This window comes from Enterovibrio norvegicus (assembly GCF_002876705.1).
Taxonomy (GTDB): domain Bacteria; phylum Pseudomonadota; class Gammaproteobacteria; order Enterobacterales; family Vibrionaceae; genus Enterovibrio; species Enterovibrio norvegicus_B.
On record NZ_MDAG01000035.1, the window covers coordinates 99,991 to 124,840 of the forward strand.

Sequence of the window (24,850 nt, forward strand, 5' to 3'; positions counted from 1 at the left end):
CAGATATATCTCACACATGCAAGGTTTAGCGAAGATACTTGTTATCGAGGATGATGAAAAATTTCGTCACGATTTAGGCGTTATCTTGGAGTTTATTGGTGAGCAATACCTGCTATGTTCAACCACCGAGCTCAACGAGATGCATTGGAAGCAAGCCGAGGGAGCTTGTTTTCTTGGTAATATTCACTCTCCCCAACGTTTGTCACAGGTTCTAGAAAACCTGGCTATCAATAACCACATTCCGGTTATTGCGCTTTCAAAACATAAGACTGAATTATCAGGGCTTGCTAACTTTGTTGGCGAGCTGGAATTGCCATTGAACTATCCACAATTGGCTGATGCATTGCGTCATTGCCAAGAGTTCTTGGGCAAAAACTCAATCAACATCCCGCAACTGAGCCGCAAGAACACCTTGTTCCGTAGCATGGTCGGGCGCAGTGACGCCATCAGCGATGTTCGTCACTTGATTGAGCAAGTTGCAGGTACAGAAGCCAGTGTGTTGATTCTTGGTGAATCAGGCACGGGCAAAGAAGTCGTCGCACGTAACATCCATTACCACTCAAACCGTGGTAAGGGACCTTTCGTGCCGGTGAACTGTGGTGCTATTCCTCCCGAGTTGCTTGAAAGTGAGCTTTTCGGTCATGAGAAAGGGGCATTCACAGGCGCAATTTCGGCAAGAAAAGGGCGTTTTGAGCTCGCAGAAGGTGGCACGCTGTTCCTCGATGAAATCGGAGACATGCCGCAGCCTATGCAGGTTAAGTTGTTGCGCGTACTGCAAGAGCGAAACTTCGAACGTGTGGGTGGTAATAAGACCATACAGGCAAATGTACGCGTGGTTGCAGCAACACACCGCAACCTCGACACCATGATCCAAGAAGGTTCGTTCCGCGAAGATTTGTTCTATCGCTTAAATGTTTTCCCAATTGAAATGCCTGCACTTCGAGAGCGCATTGAAGACATTCCTCTTCTTATCCAAGAGCTGATGGCGCGTTTGGAAGCAGAAGGCGGAAACATGGTCCACTTAACACCACGTGCGATCACCTCGCTAATGGAACACGAGTGGCCGGGTAATGTCCGTGAATTGGCGAACTTGATTGAACGATTGGTCATTCTTCACCCTTCGCAAATGGTCGACGTGAACCGTCTTCCTAAGAAATACCGTTATAGCGACATTCCTGAGTTCCAGCCTGAAATGCATTGTTCATTTGAAGACAATGAAGAGCTCGAACGTGATGCGTTAAGTGCGGTATTCGCGATGGACGATCTCGATGATGAAGAACAACCTGGGTTCGGCCCACAACCTTCCGGGCTTCCGCCAGAAGGGGTAGACCTAAAAGCCATGCTGGCAGACTTGGAAGTCGACATGATTCGACAAGCCTTAGAAGCACAGATGGGCATCGTTGCGCGCGCTGCTGATATGCTCGGTATGCGACGCACAACCTTGGTTGAGAAGATGCGTAAATATGGACTGAATAAAGAAGGCATTGTTTAAGCTTTAAGCAGTCTGTTGGTTATAAAAGAAACGAAGTCATTTTTTTGACTTCGTTTTTTTATGACCAAACGCATAACACCTTGAAAAATATTAATTAATAATTGGCACATATTCTGCTTAGTGACACTCAGCGTCAGAAAAACGAGCTGAATGTATAGGATTATGGTAGCCAAAGACTCGCCACTCGGAACCGTGGATCAACAGGTTCTTCGTTACAAACAAGTCCTCGATGTAATGCCTGCTGGCGTTATCTTGCTCGACCCCTATGGTCGCGTTGCTGAAGCGAACCCAGAAGCACGTCGTTTGTTGGGAGAGCCTCTCGATCAAGTACGTTGGGTGGATGTGATTAATCGTGCTTTCTCGCCACGAGAAGATGATGGTCACGAGGTATCTTTGCGCGATGGCCGTCGCGTTAAATTGGCAATTTCCGCGTCCGATTCTGGCCAACTTATTCTGATCACTGACATGACTGAAACACGTTTGTTGCAATCGCGATTTAGCGATCTTCAGCGTTTATCGTCGCTCGGTAAAATGGTGGCATCACTCGCGCACCAAGTGCGAACGCCTCTTTCAAGTGCATTGCTTTACGCGGCAAACCTTGCCGCGCCAAATATCAATGAACCTACCCGTAAGCGCTTTCAAACCAAACTTGTCGATAGGCTGCATGATCTTGAAAAACAAGTGAATGACATGTTGTTGTTCGCCAAAGGCGGGGACAACAAAGTGGTGAGCTTGTTTACGATTGAAAGCTTGCTGAATGAATTTGAGCCCATGGTTGAAGCCCTCGTCAGCAGCCAAGACATCGATTTTGAGATCAATTGTGATGACGAATCCTTAGCGCTGCTGGGGAACGTTAATGCGCTGGCAAGTGCACTCTCTAACTTGGTCGTGAATGCGATTCAAGTGGCGGGCAAAGGCAGCAAAGTGGTTGTCGATGCGCGCGCAATCAATGAACAATTGTTTTTATCCGTGGCCGATAACGGCCCCGGTATTCCTGAAGAACTTCAAAGCAAAATACTCGAACCGTTTTTCACAACGCGTCAACAAGGCACAGGTCTTGGTCTTGCCGTTGTTCAGATGGTCTGCCATGCCCACAAGGGAAGGCTGACTCTGCAATCACAACCGGGCCAAGGCACCTGCTTTACGCTCTGCCTACCATTGGCAGAAAATAGCGATGCTGAGGAGCACGCGGCATCAGGAGAAACACAATGAACCAGAGCAAAGTACTGATTGTTGAAGATGATGCGGGCTTGCGTGAAGCCCTCGTTGATACCCTCGCGTTAGCGGGTTATCAGTGGCTAGAGGCAGAAAGTGCTGAGCAAGCCCTGCTACTGCTGAAAAACGAGCACGTTGATATCGTTGTGTCTGATGTACAAATGGCGGGAATGGATGGCCTTGGGCTGTTACGCAGCTTGAAAATTAATTATCCCAAACTCCCCGTGCTGTTAATGACGGCTTACGCAAACATTCAAGATGCGGTTTCAGCCATGAAAGAAGGCGCGATTGATTACATGGCGAAGCCCTTCGCGCCAGAAGTGTTGCTCAACATGATCAGCCGTTATGCACCAGTAAAAGCGGACACCAGCGACGCTGTGGTTGCCGATCCGAAAAGCTTGGCGCTGCTCGCGTTGGCGGAAAAAGTCGCTAAAACCGATGCCAACGTAATGATCCTTGGGCCGAGTGGTTCAGGTAAAGAGGTGATGTCTCGCCATATCCATCGCCAATCCCAACGTTCTGAGGGCCCTTTTGTTGCGATCAACTGTGCGGCCATTCCTGAGAACATGCTGGAAGCCACCTTGTTTGGTTACGAAAAAGGCGCATTTACCGGTGCTGTTCAAGCGTGCCCGGGGAAGTTTGAGCAAGCGCAGGGCGGGACGATTTTGCTGGACGAAATCAGCGAAATGGATTTATCCCTTCAAGCTAAGTTGTTACGTGTTCTTCAAGAGCGCGAAGTTGAGCGTCTAGGCAGCCGTAAGAGCATAAAACTGGATGTGCGTGTGTTGGCTACCAGTAACCGCGATCTGCGCAAATACGTGGAAGAAGGGTGTTTCCGAGAAGATTTATATTATCGCCTCAATGTGTTCCCAATCTCTTGGTTACCGCTATGTGATCGTCAAGGTGACATCATTCCATTGGCAGAACATTTGTTACAACGCCATTGCTGCAAAATGGGTGAAGCCGTGCCTCACCTGCAACCTCAAGCCACCGAGAAACTTCTTTCTTACCGCTGGCCGGGCAATGTCCGTGAATTAGATAACGTCATGCAGCGCGCGCTGATCCTGTGTGAACAAGGGCAAATTCAAGCATCAGATATCTTGTTGGAAGGCATTGATTGGCAAGACGCCGGTAGCCTACAGAATCTGGTTTCAGCATCCAGCGTAGCGACGCCGTCGCTATATACCGATGCCAAGCACCAAACGCCGACGTCACCGCAACATGCCTCCCTGTCTGACGCTTCGCCATCTGTGCCTATCAGCGATTCAGAACAAGGTGTCAGTACGGCATCTGGTGCTATGCCGGAGAGCCTTGGTGGGGAACTCCGTGAACAAGAATTCGCCATTATTCTAGACACCATTCGCGCTTGTGAGGGGCGTCGGAAAGAAGTGGCTGAACGATTGGGTATCAGCCCAAGAACCTTGAGATACAAATTGGCCAAAATGCGCGATGCTGGCATCGATATTCCCCAGTAAATCGATGATTTTTAGCGACTGTCTGCGATATAATTACTGGCTTGATAATTGCATATTTGTTAACCATAGCGTCTTGAAAGCCTTATAAGGCATGATTTGCCAAAGTTTTGACAGTGAGGATGACCAATGAAAATCACCCCAATGCAGCATGAAATGCAGACCATGGCATTAGAAGCACAAAATGTCGGTCGTAACGCGACGGGTCAACAGGTCGGCCAAGATTTTGGTGAACTACTGTCATCCGCAATTCAGACGGTAAATGGAATTCAAAAAACATCAGGTGATCTTGCAACACGTTTCGACCAAGGTGACCGCAGTGTCAGCTTGTCAGACGTTATGATTGCGAGAAACAAATCTAGCGTCGCATTTGAAGCGACGGTACAGACGCGCAACAAGTTAGTTGAAGCGTACAAAGAACTGATGAACATGCCTGTTTAATGTAGGAAATGAACTGTGGCGGACGATAACAACAACACTCAAATTGCAGTATCAGACGGTGCGGGAGCGCTGCCTGTTGCTGGGGATTCGAGTTCGTTGCATGACCCTGACATGATGGAGCGTGATGTCACGCCATCATCAGGTGTGCTCGGCGGGGCTGATGTTGCCCGCCAACTTATTCTTGTCGCTGCTGTCGCTATCTGTGTTGCTTTGATCGCATTGCTGTTTGTGTGGGTTCAAGAACCAGAAATGCGTCCACTCGGTACGTATGAAACCGAAGAGCTAATCCCTATTCTCGACCACCTTGATGCGCAAAAAACCGAATACCAACTTGAAGGCAACACCGTTCGCGTGCCTGTTAAAGAATATTCGACGATCAGACTGAACCTCAGCCGTGCTGGGTTGAATGCACCGCGAGAAGCGGGCGATGACATTCTGCTGAATGACATGGGTTTTGGTGTGTCGCAGCAGCTAGAGCGTGAGCGTTTAAAGCTGAGTCGAGAGCGTCAACTTGCCGCAGCCATCGAAAAAATCCGCAGTGTAAGCAAAGCGCGCGTGTTGTTGGCCATGCCAAAACAAAGCGTGTTTGTTCGCCACAATCAAGAAGCAACAGCCACCGTCTTCCTCACCGTGCGCGGCACGACCATGCTCGGCCAAGAGGAAGTGGACTCGATTGTTGATATGGTGGCTTCTGCTGTCCCAAGCTTGAAACCTTCACGCGTGACCGTGACCGACCAACATGGGCGGTTACTCAGTTCTGGCAGCGAAGATGCCATGGCGTCTCAGCGCCGCAAAGAATACGAGCTAGAGCGTAAGCAAGAAGCCGCGCTGCAAGACAAGATTAATTCCATTCTTATTCCGGTTCTTGGCTTGGGTAACTTTACCTCACAAGTCGATGTCACCATGGATTTCAGTGCGGTGGAGGAAACGCGTAAACGTTTCGACCCATCAACGCCATCAACACGCAGCGAATACACGCGAGAGAATTACAACAACAGTGATCTTGTTGCGGGGATCCCAGGTGCGTTAAGCAACCAGCCTCCTGCAAATGCCGCGATTCCTGAAGATGTACAAGATTTGAAAAACGGTGGGTCGGGCGACAAGGGCACACTCAACCGTGAAGCAACGCGTAACTATGAGTTGGATACCACCATTAGCCACCGCCGAGCGCAAACGGGGGTCGTGTCACGTCAAACCGTGTCCGTTGCTATCGATTACCTCGAAAACGTGAATGTGGAATCCGGCGAAACGGTACGTGTTCCGGTTGGTGATGCTGAGCTTGAGAAAATTCGTCGCCTTTTAATTGGTGGTGTTGGCTATTCCGACGTGCGTGGTGACGTGCTCGAAGTTATTTCTGTGCCGTTTGTTGTGCCAGAAGTCGAAGCCTTGGGTGATGTGCCTATTTACGAACACCCTAACTTTAACGATTGGGTTCGTTGGTTAGCTGCTTCACTTGTGTTTATCGTGGTGATTTTTGCATTGATTCGCCCTGCGTTGTCGAAACTGCTTAATCCTCACAAAGACGAAGACAGCATGTTGGGCCCGAATGGCGAAATGCTTGGCCCTGATGGATTGCCGCTCAGCCCTGATGATGACATTGGTTTGATCGGTTCCGATTTAGATGGTTCTGGCAACTTCTCGATGGGGTCTTCGAACCTCAACCTGCCAGACTTACATAAAGATGAAGACTTGCTGAAAGCAGTCCGCGCCTTGGTTGCAAATGAACCAGATCTTGCAGCACAAGTCGTGAAAAGTTGGGTGAATGACGGCGATGGCTAAAGAAGATAGAGAAGACGGTAAGTCCGACTTTGATGTATCAACCCTGTCGGGTTTTGATAAAGCGGCGATTTTGCTGCTGAGTTTGACCGAACAAGATGCGGCGGCAATCATCCGTCACCTTGAGCCAAAGCAGGTTCAAAAAGTCGGCGGTGCAATGACCATGATGACTGATTTGAACCAGGACAAAGTGAATGCCGTCCACCGTACATTCTTAGAAGAAATTCAACAGTTCACGGCCATTGGTATGGGCAGTGAAGATTTCGTCCGTAATGCGCTTGTTGCTGCATTGGGTGAAGACAAAGCAACGAACCTTGTTGACCAAATTTTGTTGGGCAGTGGTTCGAAGGGCCTCGATTCCCTCAAATGGATGGACCCACGCCAAGTGGCATCCATCATCATCAACGAGCACCCTCAGATTCAAACCATTGTTTTGTCTTATTTAGAGCCAGAGCAATCAGCAGAGATTTTGACGCAGTTTGCAGAGCGTGATGCGCTCGACTTGGTGATGCGTATTGCTAACCTTGAAGAAGTTCAACCTGCAGCACTTCATGAACTCAACGAAATCATGGAGAAACAATTTGCGGGCCAAGCGGGTGCACAAGCCGCGAAGATTGGTGGCCTGAAAGCTGCTGCCGATATCATGAACTACATGGACAACGCACTCGAGTCTGCATTGATGGAACAAATCGAGCAGAACGACGAAGAGATGGCATCGCAAATTCAGGATCTTATGTTCGTCTTCGACAACCTTGCCGAAGTGGACGATCGTGGTATTCAGGCCATCCTCAAAGACGTTCCGCAAGAGGCCCTCCAAAAAGCCCTCAAAGGGGCAGAAGAAGGTCTTCGCGAGAAGATTTTCCGCAACATGTCGAAGCGCGCAGCGGAAATGCTGCAAGACGATTTGGAAGCCATGGGCCCCATTCGCGTTGCCGATGTGGAAGCCGCACAGAAAGAAATCCTGTCTGTTGCACGTCGTTTGTCCGATGCTGGCGAAATCATGCTCAGCAGCGGCGGTGCGGACGAGTTCTTGTAATCATGAAAATGTCCGCTTTGCCCTCAGAAAACATGATGTCTTCGCAATCGCGTAAGGTTGTAGCATGAGCTTCGATCGTCGTCGTGGTTACATCCGTTCAACGGAACAGGAAGAAGGTGTTTTAGAACGCTGGTCTATCCCGAATTACGATCCTAACGCGGCTTTGCCGAAAGAAACGGCGCTTAATTACGACCCAGGTTGGGAACCGTCTGATATCGAGGAAGAGCCCGAAGAGCCTGAAATCGATTTCAAAATGCTCACGCCCGATGCGCTCGAGCAAATCCGCCATTCAGCCTACGAAGAAGGTATGGAAGAAGGGCGCGAAGCGGGGTTCACTGAAGGTCGTGACGCAGGGTTTGAAGAAGGCAAAACGGCAGGGTTTGATGCTGGCAAAGAGGAAGGCTTTCAAGAAGGTTTAACCGAAGGTCAGCAACTGATTGAAAACCGCTGTCAGCATCTTGACGCTATTATCGAAAAACTCGCCTTTCCTTTGACGCAGGTAGATCATCACGTTCATCAACAAGTCATGGACATGGTAATTCAACTGACGAAAGCTGTTATTCAAACCGAGGTGTTGACCAACCCTCAAGTGATTCTCAATACCTTGCGTGAAGCGGTTGCAGCCTTACCTATGGCGGGACGACAAATCGCCATCTATCTGCATCCAGAAGACATGGATGTGGTGACTGAAGCGCATTCAGCAGAATCACTGCAAGACCGCCAGTGGAAGTTGTTCTCTGAGCCGTCACTTAACCGTGGTGATATTCAAGTGGCATGCGGCGATTCCGTGGTCGACTACCGCATGGACGATCGCATCAAGCAACTGTTAACGCGCTTTGCCGGTCAAAACCTCACGAATGAGCCTGAATTGCCAGAAGATGGCGCGGGCGCAGATGTGCTTCGCAATGTGGATATCAGCGATATTCCTGCAGAAGAAAGCAAGTCTGAACCAGAGCCACAGCAAGAGATTCAAGCTGCGGATCAGCAGACAGATAGCGATGCACATCTTGAACCAGCAGAAAGTGACAGTGACAAAGAAGCCGTAAATATGGCTGAGCAAACTGATGCTGCATCAGGCGAAGAGGTCGCACCTCAAGATCTGCATTCAACCAACGAAACTGACACATCGCCTGTAGATGACGCGGGAGACGAAGATGGTCAGCCTGTCTGAACGCCTAAATACCCTCAAATTTGAAAACCTTGCTACACGCCCGGTTGCATCAGGCAAGCTTGTGCGCGTGGTTGGGTTAACCCTCGAAGCCATTGGTTGTCGCGCCTCGATTGGCAGTTTGTGCAGTGTGGAAACATTGCATGGCAGCATTGAAGCAGAAGTGGTTGGCTTTTCCGGTGACACGCTTTATCTCATGCCAAGCGAGCAAATCTCTGGCGTCTTGCCCGGTGCGCGCGTCACGCCAATCTCAGAAGAGCAAGGGATTCCTGTTGGCCTTGAATTACTGGGCCGTGTGATTGACGGCGTCGGCAACCCTCTTGATGGCTTGGGGGATATTTTCACCGGCCAAACAGCACCTTTTGTTCCTGCTACCATCAACCCACTCGCAAGAAAGCCCATCGATACGCCCCTTGATGTGGGCATTAAAGCCATTAATGGTTTATTGACCGTGGGTAAAGGCCAACGTATTGGCTTGTTCGCGGGTTCTGGTGTGGGTAAATCGGTCACCTTGGGCATGATGACCCGAGGCACCACAGCGCAAGTGGTTGTGGTTGGTTTGATTGGTGAGCGTGGACGCGAAGTAAAAGAATTCATCGATGAAATTCTTGGCAAAGAAGGCCGAGAGCGTTCAGTGGTGATCGCAGCACCGGCCGATGCCTCCCCTTTGATGCGTTTAAAAGGGTGCCAGACTGCACTCACCATTGCAGAGTATTTTCGAGACCAAGGTTTAGATGTTTTATTGCTGATGGATTCACTGACGCGCTTTGCCCAAGCGCAGCGTGAAATTGCGTTGTCAGTGGGCGAACCGCCTGCGACCAAGGGTTATCCGCCGTCGGTGTTTGCTAAGTTACCTGCATTGGTTGAACGTGCGGGTAACGGCAGTGACGGACAAGGCTCTATCACCGCGTTCTTTACCGTATTGACGGAAGGTGATGACCTTCAAGACCCGATCGCGGATGCCGCACGTGCGATCTTGGATGGTCACATTGTTCTGTCTCGTGAAATGGCGGACGCTGGGCATTATCCTGCGATCGATGTGGAACGCTCAGTGAGCCGTGTGATGCCAAATATCGTTAATGATGAGCACATGTTGATGTCTCGCGCTGTGCGGCAAATTCTGTCCGTTTGTCGTAAAAATCAGGATCTTGTGTCTATTGGGGCGTATAAACCGGGCACGGATCAGGGCATCGATCAGGCATTCACGTTAAAGCCACGCCTTGATGGCTATCTTCAGCAAGGCATGAAAGACGTGGTGCCGTATGACATGTGCGTCAACATGTTGCGCTCAACGCTGCAGGGGTAAATAGAGTATGTCTGATAACGCCATGTCCCTGTTACTCGAACAAGCGAAAGGCCTAGAACATAAAGCCCAACTCGCGTTGGTGTCAGCGCAACAAGAGCTGCAAGGTTACTACGTTCAGCTTGAACAGATAGAGCGCTATCGCTTGGATTACTTTCGTCAAATGTCTGAACGCGGCAAGGAAGGATTGAGTGCTAGCAGCTACGGCCACCTCAACCGTTTTATCGTTCAACTTGATGAAACGTTGGCAAAACAGCGCCAAGCGGCAATCGACTTTGAAGACAATGTCGAACGTTGCCAAGAGCACTGGCAACAATGTCGACAAAAAACGCGCTCGCTCGAATGGCTCATAGAAAAACGCCAGAAAGAAGCAAAAATGCGGGCTGAAAGGCAAGAACAAAAACAGATGGACGAGTTTGCCACGCTGAGTTTTGCCCGACAACAACGCAATTCCTACTAGCTTGGCCTGATAATTGCTTCAAACTTTGTAACGATTCGCCAGCAGCAGTATGACTGGTAAAACCGATAAAGTATCCGAAGCGGAATCATTATGAATCAAACCAGTTTCTTACTTTCCGATGTGTCATCTAAAAAAGCGCTAATCGGCGAGACGAAAGGCGTACTGTCGCCTGAAACCTCTAGCGCAGATGGCGAAGACTTCTTTGCACAGCTTGCTCAACTTGTCTCTGGTGATGGAGAAGGTGCAGCGGAAGTCTCTGCTGAGGCCCTTGTATCCGGTGAAGCGATGGCGAGTGAAGAGGCCATTTCTGATGCGCTGCTTAAGAGTGTGGCAGCGTCAGGTGAAGGCGAAGAAGTATTGCTGGACAGTGAGTTACCTGAGCTTCAACAGCTTGACGGTGAAAACGTAGCGTCTGATGGCGTCAACGTGACAGACCTCGACTCAGAAAGCCAAGACGCGCTTTTGGCTCAAACCGTAAAACAAGGTGACGGTGATACCGTTCAACCTGAAAGACAACATCTTGCGAAGCAAGACGGTGAAGCCTTGCTGCAGCGCTTGAATGAAGCCAATGCAGTTCTTCAACCGGCTGAGCAACCTGTTCCGCTTAGCGACGAAAAAATGGCGTTGCAGAGTGATACTGCCCCTATCGTTGCTGGCAAAGAGTTGCCGTTGACACAGAGTGATGATCTACACGCTGCCATTAATGCGAATGCAGGGACACCAGGCAATTCGGACACTGAGAAAGCCATGCTTGCCCAGCAGCATGTTGATGCCGTTTCAGAAAAATTGGGTGTTGCTCCTGAAACCCTAAAAACACTGTCTGATGCGGAACTTGTGGGCCTGCTGAAAAAAGCACAATCAACGTCTCCAGATGAAGCCGTCACTGAAGATGCGCTCGCATTGGCTGTTGCCATTCAGCGCAGCGGTGTGAAGCCAGAAGAATTGATGTCTGATGCACCCAAGATGACGCGACGTGTCGTGGCGCAAGATGCATCAGAAAGTGATAACGCTGCACTTATTCCCACATTGGCATCAGCAGCAGCGTTGAATGCTATGCAACCCCAAGCCTCTGTGGTGGAGGGGGAAGTAACGCCCGAGATGCTTGCTAAAGCAGGGGGTAACCCTGAATGGCAAGGCAAACCAGGGCAAGAAGCCATGATGCGAATGCAACAAGCCGCTCAAATTGTTGCTCCCACGATGGCAGAGGGTGATGCACAAGCCACGCTCAATGACATGGCGGCACGAGGTCTAGCGCCACAAACCACCATGAATCAAACGGCTTCCGCTGTCCAAGCTGCTGTAAACCCGCAAGCACAAGCATCGACACCATTGAGTGCATTTGCTGCCATTCCGTGGACGCCTGCAAACATGCAAACAGACCCTTCGCAGCCTCAATCAGCATCGAGTGCCGCACTGCTTGAGGCGACAGCCGCAAAGACATTGAGTGAGACGGGTAAAGCAGGCAAAGAGGTGAAAGCTGAGCATCTCGCGCAGCAGTTGGCATCGAGCTTGGGGAATCAAAGCACGACAACGGCAGCCAAATTAGACAATGCCGTGGCACAAACCCCACTGCAGATGAGTCAAAACCAAGCTGAAGCGGCAAATGCCTTATCGGAACGCGTCAATATGATGCTGTCGAAAAACCTTAAACACGTTGATATTCGTCTTGATCCGCCAGAAATGGGTCGCATGCAAATTAAGCTATCGATGAATCAAGACCAAGCGACCGTGCAGTTCACTGTGGCAAATACACAGGCGAGAGACCTGGTAGAGCAATCTATGCCGCGCCTGCGTGAAATGTTGCAACAGCAAGGCTTGCAGCTCGCTCAGTCGTCTGTTCAACAGCAAGACGCGGGTGGACGACAGGCCTTCACAGGCAACCAAGCACAAGGTAATGAACAAGGCGGACAGAGCGGTCAACAAGGTGGTAATCGCTCTGGACGGAATGATTTGGAACAAGACACAGATCTCAATGGCATAAATCGCGATGTTTATGTTAACGCGTCAAAAGATCGTGTTGACTATTATGCTTAATGTAGCATTCTTGCTCCGCATGTTTAGGGGATGAAACCCCGCAATGGATTGACTTAGGGCTGAGGTGAAATATGGCAGATGAAGATATCGAAGCAGGTGAAGGCGGCGGTGGTGGTAAAAAGAAACTTATCATCATTATTGTGGCGGCTTTGCTGTTGTTTGGTGGCGGCGGCGGTGCTGCATTCTTCCTCATGTCTGGTGGTGATAGCGCTTCTCAAGAAGACATCGTTATCGAAGAGCCTGAACCGGTCAGCCTACAAGCGATTTACGTGACGTTACCGCAACCCTTTGTGTTTAACGTGACAGGTGACATGCAACAACGACTCGTACAGGTAAAAGTGCAGTTGATGGTGCGTGGTGATAGTAATGAAGTGATGGCGAAGCAGAATTTGCCATTGGTTGAACACAGCCTTCTGACCACGTTCGGGGCCGCAACCGTTGAGCAACTGCGTACGCCACAAGGGCAACTGGAAGTCCGAAAGCAAGCCGTCGATACCGTTCAAGCGGCGATGGAAAAAGTCACCGGCAAAACTGTGGTTGAGCGGGTGTTGTTTACTGGCTTTGTAATGCAATAGGTGCAATGTGACCGATCTTCTCAGTCAAGACGAAATTGATGCGCTTCTCCATGGTGTCGACGATACAGAAGAGGAAGAGCCCGAATCGGGTGGTGGGGATCTCGCCTCCGCATCCAATTTCGATTTTTCTTCACAAGACCGTATCGTTCGTGGGCGAATGCCCACGCTGGAGCTAATTAACGAGCGATTCGCACGTCATATGCGTATCAGCTTGTTTAACATGCTGCGTAAAACAGCAGAAGTGTCTATCAACGGCGTACAAATGGTGAAATTTGGTGAATACCAAAACACCTTGTTTGTACCCACCAGTTTGAACATGGTTCGCTTCCGTCCGTTGAAAGGCACGGGGCTTGTCACCATGGAAGCGCGACTGGTCTTTATTTTGGTAGAGAACTTCTTCGGTGGTGATGGTCGTTTCCACGCCCGTATCGAGGGCCGTGAGTTTACGCCTACGGAACGTCGTGTTATTCAAATGCTGCTTAAGTTGATCTTTGAAGATTACAAAGATGCTTGGGCACCTGTCATGAAGGTGGAATTCGAGTATTTAGACTCTGAAGTTAACCCTGCCATGGCGAACATTGTGAGCCCGACGGAAGTGATCGTCGTGAGTTCATTCCACATCGAATTGGATGGCGGCGGTGGTGATTTCCACATCGTGATGCCGTATTCGATGGTCGAGCCTATTCGTGAATTGCTTGATGCGGGTATCCAAAGTGACAAGATGGATACTGACCTTCGTTGGTCAAAAGCCTTGCAAGACGAAGTGATGGATGTGGAAGTTGCGCTGACTGCGAAACTACTCGAAACCACGTTGTCATTGCGCGACATGATGGAATTGGAAGTGGGTGATGTCATTCCAGTGAAAATGCCAGATGCATGCACTGTGTTTGTTGAAGACTTACCGACATTCCGCGGCAAGATGGGTCAGTCGAATGACAACCTTGCGATCAAAATTACAGAAAAACTCAAGCGTCCTGAAGTACAGAAAAGCGATGTAGCTCAAATGGATGAAGAGGATCTGGCACTGGGGCTCTTAGACGATAACAGCGACGGTGCAAACAATTGATAACGACATGTGTGGTAGATAATCATGAGTGATGTAGAAGACGATTGGGCTGCAGCGCTTGCTGAACAAGCTGAAGTTGAAGGCGGTGATGACGTACAAACCGCACCCTTAGACGAGCTGGTGGATGAAGCGCCACCGATGAACGCTGATGAGCAGCGTAAACTCGATGCGATCCTCGATATTCCTGTCACCATTTCAATGGAAGTCGGTCGCACGAACATTAACATTCGTAACCTGCTGCAATTGAACCAAGGTTCAGTGGTAGAACTCGATCGCCTTGCGGGTGAATCTCTTGATGTGTTGGTTAATGGCACATTGATTGCGCACGGCGAAGTGGTTGTTGTGAATGACAAGTTTGGTATTCGATTGACGGACGTTATCAGCCAAACAGAGCGTATCAAGAAACTGCGCTAATTCGACGTTTTCCTAACGACTAGCGCATTGCCACACACGTTTGTTTGTGCATTTTTAGCCATGCGCGAAGGTTCAAAGGGCGTCTCTGTTTAGAGGCGCTTTTTTTAGGCCTGAATCTTGCTTAATCCCTCTTTACGTCACGCATTTTATTCTTATCCAACTTTCAATGGACGTCACGATGGCACAGAAACGACTGGCAATAGTTAGCGCATTATTCGCGCCAACGGCATTCGCCGCGCCCACTTCAAGCGAAAGCTTGGCAACAACCCTTGCAGCGTTGCTCGCGGTCATTGGTTTGATCTTTGCGTTGGCGTGGTTGTTAAAACGTATGAAAGTGCCAGCGCTCATGGGTGCAAAGCCTGGTTTGAAGGTGGTCAGTCAGCTTCCATTAGGGCAAAGAGAGCGTGTCATGGTGCTGGATGTGAATGGTGAACAGGTCTTGATTGGGGTGACGTCGCAGCAAATCACGCTGCTGAAATCGCTTGATACGCCGATGGGAAATGCAGAAGACAACACGAAAGCCACGAATGCTAGCCCTAAAACGTCTGACGCGAACAGCGCGTTTTCATCTCAACTCAACAAAATTTTGAAGAACAATGATGCGTCTTAAATCCGTCACCGCCATTTTTCTGGCGCTTTGCTGTTTTATTGTCACTCCGTTTGCATACGCAGAAGCGGAACCTGCGCCGACACCGTCATCTGAAACGGTCACCGAAACCTTGCTAAATGACGCGGGTGAAGCGTCAATGATGCAAGCTAAAAATGGGGGAGGGGGAATTCCCGCTCTTACCATGACGGTGAACCCAGACGGCACAGAAGATTACTCCGTCACGCTGCAAATTCTCGCGCTAATGACGGCGCTGGGCTTCTTACCCGCCATCGTGATTTTGATGACGTCCTTTACCCGTATCGTGGTGGTCATGTCGATTCTTCGTCAAGCCATGGGTTTGCAACAGACACCGTCAAACCAAGTCATTATCGGCATTTCGATGTTCCTGACGTTCTTTATCATGTCGCCCGTCATTGACCGAATGAATGTATCCGCGGTTCAGCCGTACATGAATGAAGAGATTTCTTCTAAAGAGGCGTTTGAACGTGTGCAGGTGCCGCTGCGTGAGTTCATGCTCAAGCAAACGCGCGTGAAAGATCTCGAAACCTTCGTGAACATGTCAGGCTCTGATGCCACAGACCCAGAAACTGTGCCGATGTCGGTGCTTATCCCTGCCTTCATCACGTCTGAGCTGAAAACCGCGTTCCAAATCGGCTTTATGTTGTTTTTGCCGTTCTTGATTATCGACTTGGTGGTGGCGTCTGTTCTGATGGCTATGGGTATGATGATGCTCTCGCCCATGATTGTATCTTTGCCGTTTAAGCTCATGTTGTTTGTGTTGGTTGATGGGTGGAACCTCATCTTGTCGACCCTTGCTGGCAGTTTTGGGTAGGAGTCGGTTATGGCACCAGAAGCGTTTGTAGAGCTGTTTCAAGATGCGCTCTACCTGATCATCATCATGGTATGCGCCATCATTATTCCCGGTTTGTTGGTGGGTTTGATTGTTGCGGTTTTCCAAGCGGCGACCTCTATCAACGAACAAACTCTGAGTTTCTTGCCCCGTTTGATTGCCACCTTGCTCGCGCTGATGCTCTTTGGGCATTGGATGACCCGTATGCTCATGGAGTATTTCTTCCGTTTGATGGAAGAGATACCGCATTTGTTGTACTGACGAGCCTCACGGTATGGAATACCCTGCAACTATCATCCTCGAGTGGTTAGCCCAGTTTTTTTGGCCGCTGACCCGTATCTCGTCGATGATGATGACAATGACCTTTTTCGGCGCACGTTTCGTGCCCGTTCGCGTACGTTTGTACCTGTCACTTGCAATTACGTTTGCGGTAATGCCTTCTATTCCTCGTGTACCCGACACGGTTGAATTGGTGTCGCTCGGCGGTGTCATCATGCTGGCGCAGCAGATTTTGATTGGCGTGGCGATGGGCACGGTAACGCAGTTCATTATTCAAACTTTCGTGTTGCTAGGTCAGATTTTGGGTATGCAATCGAGCTTGGGTTTTGCCTCCATGGTTGACCCCGCCAATGGCCAGAATACGCCATTGCTTGGTCAGCTCTTTATGTTTGTGTCCACCATGATTTTTCTTGCGACGGATGGGCACTTACAAATGCTTAATCTGGTGGTGATGAGTTTTAAAAGCCTCCCGATCGGTGAATCGCTGCAATCTGCAGATTTTCGGGCGATGGCCTCTTGGTTCGGCATCATGTTCAGTGTTGGCCTTGGTATGTCGTTGGCGGGGATTATCGCGTTGCTCACGGTTAATCTGTCCTTCGGTATCATGACGCGCGCTGCGCCTCAGCTAAATATCTTTTCTCTCGGTTTCTCCTTTGCGTTGCTGGTAGGTTTGTTGATCTGTTGGTACATCCTCAGTGGCATTTTGCCGCACTACTTGAACCACTGGGATACGGGCCTGAATACCATCTGTGACTTGATTCGTCTCGACTGCGCTAACGGCGGAGGTGCCTAATGGCAGAGAATGACGGTCAAGAACGCACAGAAGACGCCACACCCCGAAGGCGGGAGCAGGCGCGGGAGAAAGGTCAGGTTCCGCGCTCAAGAGAATTGGCATCGGTTGCAGTACTGGTTCTTGGCTCTGTCGCGCTGATGTGGTTCGGTGGCGGGCTTGGCGAAGCCTTGCTCGAAGTGATGCGTAAATTCTTCTCGTTAACGCGGGATGAGATTTTTGACGTCACCTCGCTGGGGAACATCATTTATGGCGCGATCTTCCATTTGGTGTTGCCACTCATGCTCATTTTGATGATGCTTTTTGTGGCGGGATTGGTGGGAGCTGCAGCCTTGGGTGGCGTGTCGTTTTCGTGGGAAGCCGCGCGACCAAAATTATCGAAGATGAGTCCGCTTCAGGGCATCAAGCGCATGTTTGGCAAGCAGAGCATGGTGGAGCTTATCAAGTCGATACTGAAAGTCGCCTTGGTGTCTGGTGTGGCTTTCTACTTGATGTGGGCAAGCCTTGAAGATTTCTTCCAGCTCAACATCGAAACCTTCCCCGGAAACCTTTTTCATGCGCTCGATATTCTGTTGAACTTTGTGCTTCTGATCAGCTGTTCTTTGTTGGTTGTGGTTGCGATAGATGTGCCATTCCAAATTTGGCAGCACAATGATCAATTGAAAATGACCAAGCAAGAAATCAAAGATGAATACAAAGACACCGAAGGTAAGCCAGAAGTAAAAGGCCGCATTCGTATGTTGCAACGTGAAATGGCGCAACGTCGAATGATGTCAGAAGTGCCCTCCGCCGATGTGGTCATCACCAACCCGGAACACTATTCCGTCGCGCTACGCTATGACAGTAAGATAGATAAAGCCCCAGTTGTCGTGGCAAAAGGTTCCGATTTCCTCGCGTTAAAAATCCGAGAAATTGCAGCGGTAAACGACATTATGATTGTTCCCGCACCACCGCTTGCGCGTGCGGTTTATTACAGCACGGAGCTTGAGCAACAAATTCCCGACGGTTTGTTTGCTGCAATCGCCCAATTACTGGCATATGTTTTCCAATTGAAGCAATACAAGAAGGGGCGTGGACGTAAGCCTAAGCCGCTTGTAGAACAGCAAATGCCCATACCGACAGAATTACGTCGCTAATCGTTTAATAACTGCGCGGTTTTTGTAATAAACTGATTAAAAAGACAAAAAAACATGGTTCGTTTTTTGCTAGATAGGGTTTAGTGATGTAGCCCGAGACGACAGACAACCCATGAAGCTCTCTTTGCCGTTCTACGACAAGGTCCAAAACAAACTCCCATTTAAGATTGGCGTTATGCCAGCGATTGGCGCACCCGTATTGGTGCTGTCTGCGCTGGCCATGGTTGTTCTGCCTGTTCCTGCCTTTTTGCTTGATATGTTCTTCTCGTTCAACATTGCTTTGTCGCTGGTTGTGCTTCTGGTGACTATCTACACCCGCAGACCCCTTGATTTTGCAGCGTTCCCCACCGTTCTTCTGATTGCCACACTGTTACGATTAGCCTTGAACGTTGCATCGACACGTGTCGTTTTACTGCATGGTCATGAAGGGCCTGGCGCTGCTGGTCAGGTGATTGACGCGTTTGGTTCCGTTGTTATTGGCGGTAACTATGCGGTAGGTCTCGTGGTGTTCCTTATCTTGATGATCATTAACTTCATGGTTGTTACTAAGGGTGCGGGGCGTATTTCTGAAGTAAGCGCGCGTTTTACCTTGGATGCTTTGCCGGGTAAACAAATGGCGATTGATGCGGACTTGAATGCGGGCTTAATAAACCAAGACCAAGCAAGAACGCGTCGTCAAGAAGTGACCAAAGAAGCGGATTTCTACGGCTCAATGGACGGTGCCTCGAAATTCGTAAAGGGCGATGCCATTGCTGGCATATTAATCCTCGCCATTAACATTGTTGGTGGTCTCTCCATCGGCATGATCCAGCATGATGTGAGCTTTTCTGAAGCGATTGAAATTTATACCTTGCTGACCATTGGTGATGGTCTTGTTGCACAAATTCCATCACTCCTCTTGTCAATTGGCGCTGCAATGATGGTGACGCGCCAAAACACCGACGAAGACATGGGCCAACAATTGGTCTTCCAATTGGTTGATAACCCGAAAGCCTTGATCATTTCGACCGGTATTTTGTTCGTGATGGGGGTTGTGCCGGGCATGCCACATGTGCCGTTTTTGGCATTGGCGCTTATCTGCGGCAGCTTTGCTTATTGGAAAGTGAAAACACAAGAGAAAATCAAAGCCGCAGAATTGGCCAAGCCGACACAAGAAATTGTTGCGCCAAAACCTAAAGACCTTTCTTGGGATGATGTTCAGCCCGTTGACGTGATTGGGCTGGAAGTGGGGTATCGCTTGATCCCTATGGTCGACCGAGACCAAGGTGGCGAGTTGCTTGACCGTGTGAAAGGGGTGCGTAAGAAGCTGTCTCAAGATTTTGGTTTCCTGATCCCACCTGTACATATTCGCGATAACCTTGAGTTGCCGCCAAATAGCTACCGCATCACCTTGATGGGTGTTGCTGTGGGTGAAGCTGATATTCGTCCTGACAATGAATTGGCGATTAACCCTGGGCAGGTCTTTGGCCCTATCGATGGTGAACCGACGATTGACCCTGCGTTTGGTTTGGAAGCGGTGTGGATTGAAAAATCACAACGTGAACATGCGCAAGCATTGGGCTATACCGTGGTGGATTCAGCCACGGTATTGGCAACACACCTCAGCCAGATGCTGACCAATAACGCGGAACGTTTATTGGGCCATGAAGAAGCACAGAACCTGGTTGAGCTTTTGGCGAGACAAGCCCCTCGCTTGGTAGAAGGGTTGATCCCTGATCTTATCTCGCTGGGTGTGGTGGTAAAAGTGATGCAAAATCTACTGAATGAAGCCATTCCTATTCGCGATGTACGAACTATCATACAGACACTTTCTGAGTACGCGCCGAAGAGTCAAGATCCCGACATTTTAACTGCCGCTGTGCGAATTTCATTGAAGCGTTTAATCGTTCAAGAAATCAATGGTATAGCGCCAGAGCTACCTGTTATCACGTTGGTTCCTGAGTTGGAACAGATATTGCATAAAACTATGCAGGCATCAGGGGGAGAGTCCACTGGCATTGAGCCAGGACTGGCAGAGCGTTTGCAACAAAGTCTGTCAGAGGCGACGCAACAGCAAGAATTGCAGGGTGAGCCTGCCGTGTTGTTAACGTCAGGTGTATTACGCTCAACCCTAGCCCGATTTGTGAAAAACACGATTCCGACGCTTCGAGTTCTCTCTTACCAAGAAGTGCCGGATGAAAAACAGATAAGAATTGTGAGAGCGGTTGGCAACTGATGCCAAGCATCAGTAAATCAGGACAACGATTTTGAAGATTAAACGATTTTTTGCCAAAGACATGCGAACTGCACTAGCCGAAGTGAAAGAAGCTTTGGGTGCGGATGCAGTCATCATGTCAAACAAGAAAGTGACTGGCGGCGTCGAAATCGTGGCGGCTGTCGACACTGAAACGCCAACTCGCGATACGCGCCAAGACGCGGCGCGTACACAAATGGCGCAAAGCATGGATCGCGTACACCAGCAACGTCGTCTGGTGGAAGACAAAGTGCACGTGCGTCGTGACATCAACAAAGAAGCAGCGAGAAGGCCTCTGGGTGGTGCGTTAGGCAGTAAGTTTTCAAGCTTGCTCGACCGTTATCAGTCTCAGTTACCTGAGAGCCAAGTCGATGACGAGCCCGGCAAAGAAATGGATTCGTTGACTGCGCTATTAGCCCGTCAAAAAGACGCGCGACTTCGCCAAACTGAAACGGCATACGCCGGGCAATCTTCATCAAACCGACGTGATGCGGGTGCATCGCAAGGCTATGGCGGCGCGCCGCAACAATCTTCACAAAGTGCAGGCCAAAACCGCAGCGGTTACGGTGCTTCGCAAAGCCGTGGTTCGTCACAAAATCATGGCTCGTCACAAAACACCAGCCAGCACGCACGAAACCAACAAGCCAAAGGGCAAGAGCTTGACCGTCTGTATCGTCAAAAACGTGACGAAGCAGATCGCCGCGACATGCGCGGCAATGGTCGCCAAGAAAATAGACTCGACGCAACACGCGTGGAATCTCGTAAGAATGCACCACGTCAAACTGACGAAATGGAAGCCATGCGCAAAGAAATGGCGACCATTCGCGGCCTTTTAGAGCACCAATTATCAGGTTTGATGTGGCAAGAAGTTGAACGTAAAGAACCGCTTCGTGCAATGCTGATTAAACGGTTAGAAAAGATGGGTCTATCACCCGTTCTTGCCGATCAATTAGCAGGCTATATCCCAGAGGATACGCCACCGAACGAAGCATGGTCTGAGTTACTTGATTTGGTTGCAGATCAAGTCATTACTACAGACGAAAACTTGCTAGAAACAGGCGGTGTGATTGCATTGTTAGGCCCGACGGGCGTAGGCAAAACCACCACCATTGCAAAATTGGCAGCGAGAGCAGCGATGGACTTCGGTCCGGAAGACATTGCCCTTGTTACAACAGATACATTTCGTATCGGTGCTCACGAGCAATTAGCAACCTACGGCCGAATTTTGGGCTGTCCAGTAAAAGTTGCTAAAGATGCAGAGGCGCTGGCCGATATACTGTATCAGTTACGTCATCGACGACTGATTCTGTTAGACACTGCAGGGATGGGGCAGCGGGATCTTAGGTTATCCGAACAGCTGGACACGCTCATTCAAAGTAGCGGTTCACATATCCGAAGCCTACTCGTGTTACCAGCGACGTCTCAACGTCGCGTGTTGCAAGAGACGATTGACCATTTCCGACGTATTCCACTTTCTGGATGCGTACTGACTAAGTTGGATGAATCCCTCAGTCTGGGGGAATTACTCAGTGTGACCATTGAAAACGCACTGCCTGTGACTTATTTGGCCGATGGCCAACGAGTCCCGGAGGACATCCGGCAGGCAAGTGGCAGATATTTGGTCAACAAAGCCAGTGAATTAATGGCTCAGGATTCAGAGCAGCAAAACCATTTCTGGAGTCATGATGTACCAGAGTCGAATGCGGCGGACTTTTATGATTGAGACAACCATGCATGATCAAGCAAGCGGCCTCCGCCGCCTGACCAACCCGACTCGCACCAAAGTGATTACCGTCACCGGCGGTAAAGGTGGTGTTGGTAAAACAAACATTACGTTGGGCATCGCCGCTTCCATGGCGAAACAAGGCAAGAAAGTCATGGTCTTGGATGCCGATTTGGGTCTTGCCAATGTCGACGTCTTGCTTGGCCTTCGAGTGGGCAAGAATTTGAGCCACGTAATGCAAGGGTTGTGTGACCTAAAAGACATTATTGTCGAAGGTCCTCACGGAATGCGCATTATCCCTGCTTCGTCAGGGATGCGGGGCATGACAGAACTTTCCACGGCACAACATGCAGGGCTTATCCGTGCATTTGGTACCTTGGATGAAGAAGTGGATGTGTTGCTGGTAGACACTGCAGCCGGCATTTCTGACATGGTGTTGAGCTTCTCTCGTGCAGCACAAGACGTGGTTATCGTGGTGTGTGATGAACCAACATCTATCACAGATGCTTACGCGCTCATCAAATTATTGAGTCGCGAACACGGTGTTACGCGCTTCAAAGTTGTTGCCAATATGGTGCGCAGTTATCGTGAAGGTAGAGACTTATTTACAAAATTAACGCGAGTAACTGAAAGATTTTTAAATGCTAATCTAGAATTAGTAGCATGTGTCCCATTAGATGAACGTGTGCGACAATCTGTGAAGAAGCAAAAAGTGGTTGTTGATGCGTTCCCAAGTTCACCTGCAGCGTTGGCATTGAATGCGCTAGCGAACAAAGCGTTGACGTGGCCAGTACCACGAAACCCTGGTGGACATTTAGAGTTTTTTGTTGAAAGACTGCTCGTGAGAGACGAGGCAGCGGGAGATTACCTCAGTGAATAGAGCGCTCACCTACAGCAGGACAGGCGCATCTACTGAGACTGTGATTGAGCAGTACTCTACGCTCGTTAAGCGTATTGCTCATCACTTGATCTCACGGTTGCCCCCGAATGTTCAGGTCGAGGATTTGATACAAGCCGGCATGATCGGTTTGTTAGAAGCGCAACAAAACTATGACCCTTCAAAAGGGGCGAGTTTCGAAACCTATGCAGGTATCCGAATTCGTGGCGCGATGCTTGATGACATTCGAAAGGGTGACTGGGTACCGCGTTCTGTTCACAAGAACAACCGTCAGATCAGTGACGCCATTGCACACCTCGAAGGTGAGTTAGGGCGCGATCCAAATGACAAAGAAATTTCAAAACGTCTAGGCATGAGCCTTGAGCAATACCACAACGCATTAAACGACATCAATTCAGGGCGTTTAATCGGGATGGATGATCTAGGCGTTTCAGAAGATGCTTTCGTGATTGAAAGTCATCGAGAAGAAAACCTTCCCTTTCAGGAAGTGGAGGAGGATAGCTTCAAGGTTCACTTGGCTAAAGCTATCACCGAGCTACCTGAAAGAGAGGCTTTGGTACTCTCTCTCTATTACGATGAGGAACTTAACCTCAAAGAGATAGGTGCCATTATCGGGGTCAGTGAATCCCGAGTTTGCCAGATACAAAATCAGGCAATGCAGCGGTTACGGACTAAGCTATCCGCTTGGTCAAAGTAAGTTTTAACAATTATAAGGGACCTCACCGGAGGCAACTTTGAACACAAACATGAAAATCCTCATTGTTGATGACTTCTCAACAATGCGCCGTATCGTTAAGAACCTCCTTCGTGATCTGGGTTTCAACAACACTGTTGAAGCTGATGATGGCCTAACAGCTCTGCCAATTCTTAAGAAAGGCGGAATCGAGTTTGTCGTCACTGACTGGAACATGCCTGGCATGCAGGGCATTGATTTGCTCAAGCACATCCGTGCAGATGATGAGTTGAAACATCTTCCTGTATTGATGATCACTGCAGAAGCTAAGCGTGAGCAAATCGTTGAAGCTGCTCAAGCGGGCGTAAACGGCTATATCGTTAAGCCGTTTACCGCTGCAACGCTAAAAGAGAAGTTGGATAAGATTTTCGAACGCATGTGATCTGCTTCTTCGCGCAGTGAAGGAATATTTAAACGATGATAACACTCGACCAAGCTAAAGAGCTGGTCAGTTTTCTCGAAGAAGGGAATCAGGAAAGTGCGAATGAGTTACTGCTGAGCATCGGCAGTGAAACTCGCAATCCGCTCTTCAATGAGGTGGGAAAACTGACTCGACAACTGCATGATTCGTTGTCCAATTTCCGCTTGGATCCGCGTGTCAATGATCTCGCTAATAGTGAGATCCCTGATGCAAAAGATCGCCTTAACTTTGTTATGGAAAAAACGGAACTTGCCGCCAACCGAACCATGGATGCAGTCGAAGCGACGTTGCCTATTGCTGATAATCTTCAGGAATGCCTCGCTCAAGTTCGTCCTCAATGGAACAACTTGATGGGAGGGCGGATTGACCTCGTCAGTTTCAAAGATCTCTGTCATCAGATTGATGGTCTTTTGACGCAGGTAGAAGGCGGCACAACAAAACTGCACGGTCAATTGACTGAAATCCTTATGGCGCAAGATTTCCAAGACTTAACAGGTCAGGTCATTCGACGCGTTATTGAGTTGGTGCAGGAAGTTGAAAAACAATTGGTCGAAATCTTAACCGCGTTTGGGTTAGACGACGATCAGCAAGAAGAAACAGAACAAATATCTGGCATCGAGGCTGAGGGTCCGGTCGTTACTGAGGAACAGCGTCAAGAGAAAAACGTGATGCAGAGTCAGGACGATGTAGACGACTTGCTTTCTAGCCTGGGCTTTTAGGGGTGC

Annotated in this window: 24 protein-coding genes; all 24 read left to right on the forward strand. The window is 49.4% G+C overall.

Annotation, left to right across the window (positions count from 1 at the left end):
* Window positions 1-16 precede the first annotated feature (16 nt).
* The 24 genes from BCT27_RS17210 (at window position 17) to BCT27_RS17325 (ending at window position 24,844) form a co-directional block, all read left to right on the forward strand.
* A complete protein-coding gene (locus BCT27_RS17210; RefSeq protein WP_017009358.1) occupies window positions 17-1,492 on the forward strand; it encodes a sigma-54 dependent transcriptional regulator in 1,476 nt (491 codons plus the stop codon).
* 162 nt (window positions 1,493-1,654) lie between these two features.
* Complete coding sequence (locus BCT27_RS17215; RefSeq protein ID WP_102318292.1) at window positions 1,655-2,704, forward strand: sensor histidine kinase; 1,050 nt, start codon at window positions 1,655-1,657, stop codon at window positions 2,702-2,704.
* Window positions 2,701-4,182 (forward strand): sigma-54-dependent transcriptional regulator, encoded by a 1,482-nt coding sequence (locus BCT27_RS17220; protein ID WP_102396341.1) that lies wholly within the window; start codon window positions 2,701-2,703, stop codon window positions 4,180-4,182. The genes BCT27_RS17215 and BCT27_RS17220 overlap by 4 nt, the downstream gene beginning before the upstream one ends.
* 126 nt (window positions 4,183-4,308) lie before the next feature.
* The gene (fliE, locus tag BCT27_RS17225) at window positions 4,309-4,620 is read left to right on the forward strand and encodes a flagellar hook-basal body complex protein FliE (protein ID WP_017009362.1); all 312 of its coding nucleotides are present in this window, start codon (window positions 4,309-4,311) and stop codon (window positions 4,618-4,620) included.
* Between the two features lie 15 nt (window positions 4,621-4,635).
* The gene (fliF, locus tag BCT27_RS17230; RefSeq protein ID WP_102318294.1) at window positions 4,636-6,399 is read left to right on the forward strand and encodes a flagellar basal-body MS-ring/collar protein FliF; all 1,764 of its coding nucleotides are present in this window, start codon (window positions 4,636-4,638) and stop codon (window positions 6,397-6,399) included.
* Window positions 6,383-7,432, forward strand: a complete 1,050-nt coding sequence (gene fliG, locus BCT27_RS17235; RefSeq protein WP_017009364.1) for a flagellar motor switch protein FliG — start codon at window positions 6,383-6,385, stop codon at window positions 7,430-7,432. The genes fliF and fliG overlap by 17 nt, the downstream gene beginning before the upstream one ends.
* A gap of 64 nt (window positions 7,433-7,496) precedes the next feature.
* Entirely contained in the window at window positions 7,497-8,603 is a 1,107-nt protein-coding gene (gene fliH / locus BCT27_RS17240; protein ID WP_102318295.1) for a flagellar assembly protein FliH, read from the forward strand.
* The gene (gene fliI, locus BCT27_RS17245; protein WP_017009366.1) at window positions 8,587-9,906 is read left to right on the forward strand and encodes a flagellar protein export ATPase FliI; all 1,320 of its coding nucleotides are present in this window, start codon (window positions 8,587-8,589) and stop codon (window positions 9,904-9,906) included. The genes fliH and fliI overlap by 17 nt, the downstream gene beginning before the upstream one ends.
* Before the next feature lie 7 nt (window positions 9,907-9,913).
* Window positions 9,914-10,363, forward strand: a complete 450-nt coding sequence (fliJ, locus tag BCT27_RS17250) for a flagellar export protein FliJ (RefSeq protein ID WP_102391969.1) — start codon at window positions 9,914-9,916, stop codon at window positions 10,361-10,363.
* A gap of 90 nt (window positions 10,364-10,453) precedes the next feature.
* Entirely contained in the window at window positions 10,454-12,397 is a 1,944-nt protein-coding gene (locus BCT27_RS17255) for a flagellar hook-length control protein FliK (RefSeq protein WP_102396342.1), read from the forward strand.
* Window positions 12,398-12,468: 71 nt separating this feature from the next.
* Window positions 12,469-12,972 carry a flagellar basal body-associated protein FliL gene (gene fliL, locus BCT27_RS17260; RefSeq protein WP_017009369.1) on the forward strand — a complete coding sequence of 168 codons (504 nt, stop codon included), beginning with the start codon at window positions 12,469-12,471 and terminating at the stop codon, window positions 12,970-12,972.
* A 7-nt stretch (window positions 12,973-12,979) separates the two neighbouring features.
* Window positions 12,980-14,038 carry a flagellar motor switch protein FliM gene (gene fliM / locus BCT27_RS17265; protein WP_017009370.1) on the forward strand — a complete coding sequence of 353 codons (1,059 nt, stop codon included), beginning with the start codon at window positions 12,980-12,982 and terminating at the stop codon, window positions 14,036-14,038.
* A gap of 24 nt (window positions 14,039-14,062) precedes the next feature.
* On the forward strand, window positions 14,063-14,452 hold the full coding sequence (gene fliN / locus BCT27_RS17270; protein ID WP_017009371.1) for a flagellar motor switch protein FliN: 390 nt from the start codon (window positions 14,063-14,065) through the stop codon (window positions 14,450-14,452).
* 178 nt (window positions 14,453-14,630) lie between these two features.
* Window positions 14,631-15,062, forward strand: a complete 432-nt coding sequence (gene fliO, locus BCT27_RS17275; protein ID WP_102318298.1) for a flagellar biosynthetic protein FliO — start codon at window positions 14,631-14,633, stop codon at window positions 15,060-15,062.
* Window positions 15,052-15,894 (forward strand): flagellar type III secretion system pore protein FliP, encoded by an 843-nt coding sequence (gene fliP, locus BCT27_RS17280; RefSeq protein WP_017009373.1) that lies wholly within the window; start codon window positions 15,052-15,054, stop codon window positions 15,892-15,894. Before fliO ends, fliP begins: the two co-directional genes overlap by 11 nt.
* Window positions 15,895-15,903: 9 nt before the next feature.
* A complete protein-coding gene (gene fliQ, locus BCT27_RS17285) occupies window positions 15,904-16,173 on the forward strand; it encodes a flagellar biosynthesis protein FliQ (RefSeq protein WP_017009374.1) in 270 nt (89 codons plus the stop codon).
* Window positions 16,174-16,186: 13 nt separating this feature from the next.
* Entirely contained in the window at window positions 16,187-16,984 is a 798-nt protein-coding gene (gene fliR / locus BCT27_RS17290) for a flagellar biosynthetic protein FliR (RefSeq protein ID WP_102318299.1), read from the forward strand.
* Window positions 16,984-18,117, forward strand: coding sequence for a flagellar biosynthesis protein FlhB (flhB, locus tag BCT27_RS17295; protein WP_017009376.1), 1,134 nt, complete (start codon window positions 16,984-16,986; stop codon window positions 18,115-18,117). The genes fliR and flhB overlap by 1 nt, the downstream gene beginning before the upstream one ends.
* Window positions 18,118-18,229: 112 nt before the next feature.
* Window positions 18,230-20,332 (forward strand): flagellar biosynthesis protein FlhA, encoded by a 2,103-nt coding sequence (gene flhA / locus BCT27_RS17300; RefSeq protein ID WP_102318300.1) that lies wholly within the window; start codon window positions 18,230-18,232, stop codon window positions 20,330-20,332.
* A 31-nt stretch (window positions 20,333-20,363) separates the two neighbouring features.
* Window positions 20,364-22,073, forward strand: coding sequence for a flagellar biosynthesis GTPase FlhF (gene flhF, locus BCT27_RS17305; protein ID WP_102318301.1), 1,710 nt, complete (start codon window positions 20,364-20,366; stop codon window positions 22,071-22,073).
* Window positions 22,066-22,953, forward strand: coding sequence for a MinD/ParA family protein (locus tag BCT27_RS17310; RefSeq protein WP_017009379.1), 888 nt, complete (start codon window positions 22,066-22,068; stop codon window positions 22,951-22,953). Before flhF ends, BCT27_RS17310 begins: the two co-directional genes overlap by 8 nt.
* Window positions 22,946-23,668: an RNA polymerase sigma factor FliA gene (locus tag BCT27_RS17315; protein ID WP_017009380.1), complete on the forward strand. Its 723-nt coding sequence runs from the start codon at window positions 22,946-22,948 to the stop codon at window positions 23,666-23,668. Before BCT27_RS17310 ends, BCT27_RS17315 begins: the two co-directional genes overlap by 8 nt.
* 49 nt (window positions 23,669-23,717) lie before the next feature.
* On the forward strand, window positions 23,718-24,086 hold the full coding sequence (gene cheY / locus BCT27_RS17320; RefSeq protein ID WP_017009381.1) for a chemotaxis response regulator CheY: 369 nt from the start codon (window positions 23,718-23,720) through the stop codon (window positions 24,084-24,086).
* A 35-nt stretch (window positions 24,087-24,121) separates the two neighbouring features.
* Window positions 24,122-24,844: a protein phosphatase CheZ gene (locus tag BCT27_RS17325; RefSeq protein ID WP_102318303.1), complete on the forward strand. Its 723-nt coding sequence runs from the start codon at window positions 24,122-24,124 to the stop codon at window positions 24,842-24,844.
* The last annotated feature ends 6 nt before the right edge of the window (window positions 24,845-24,850 follow it).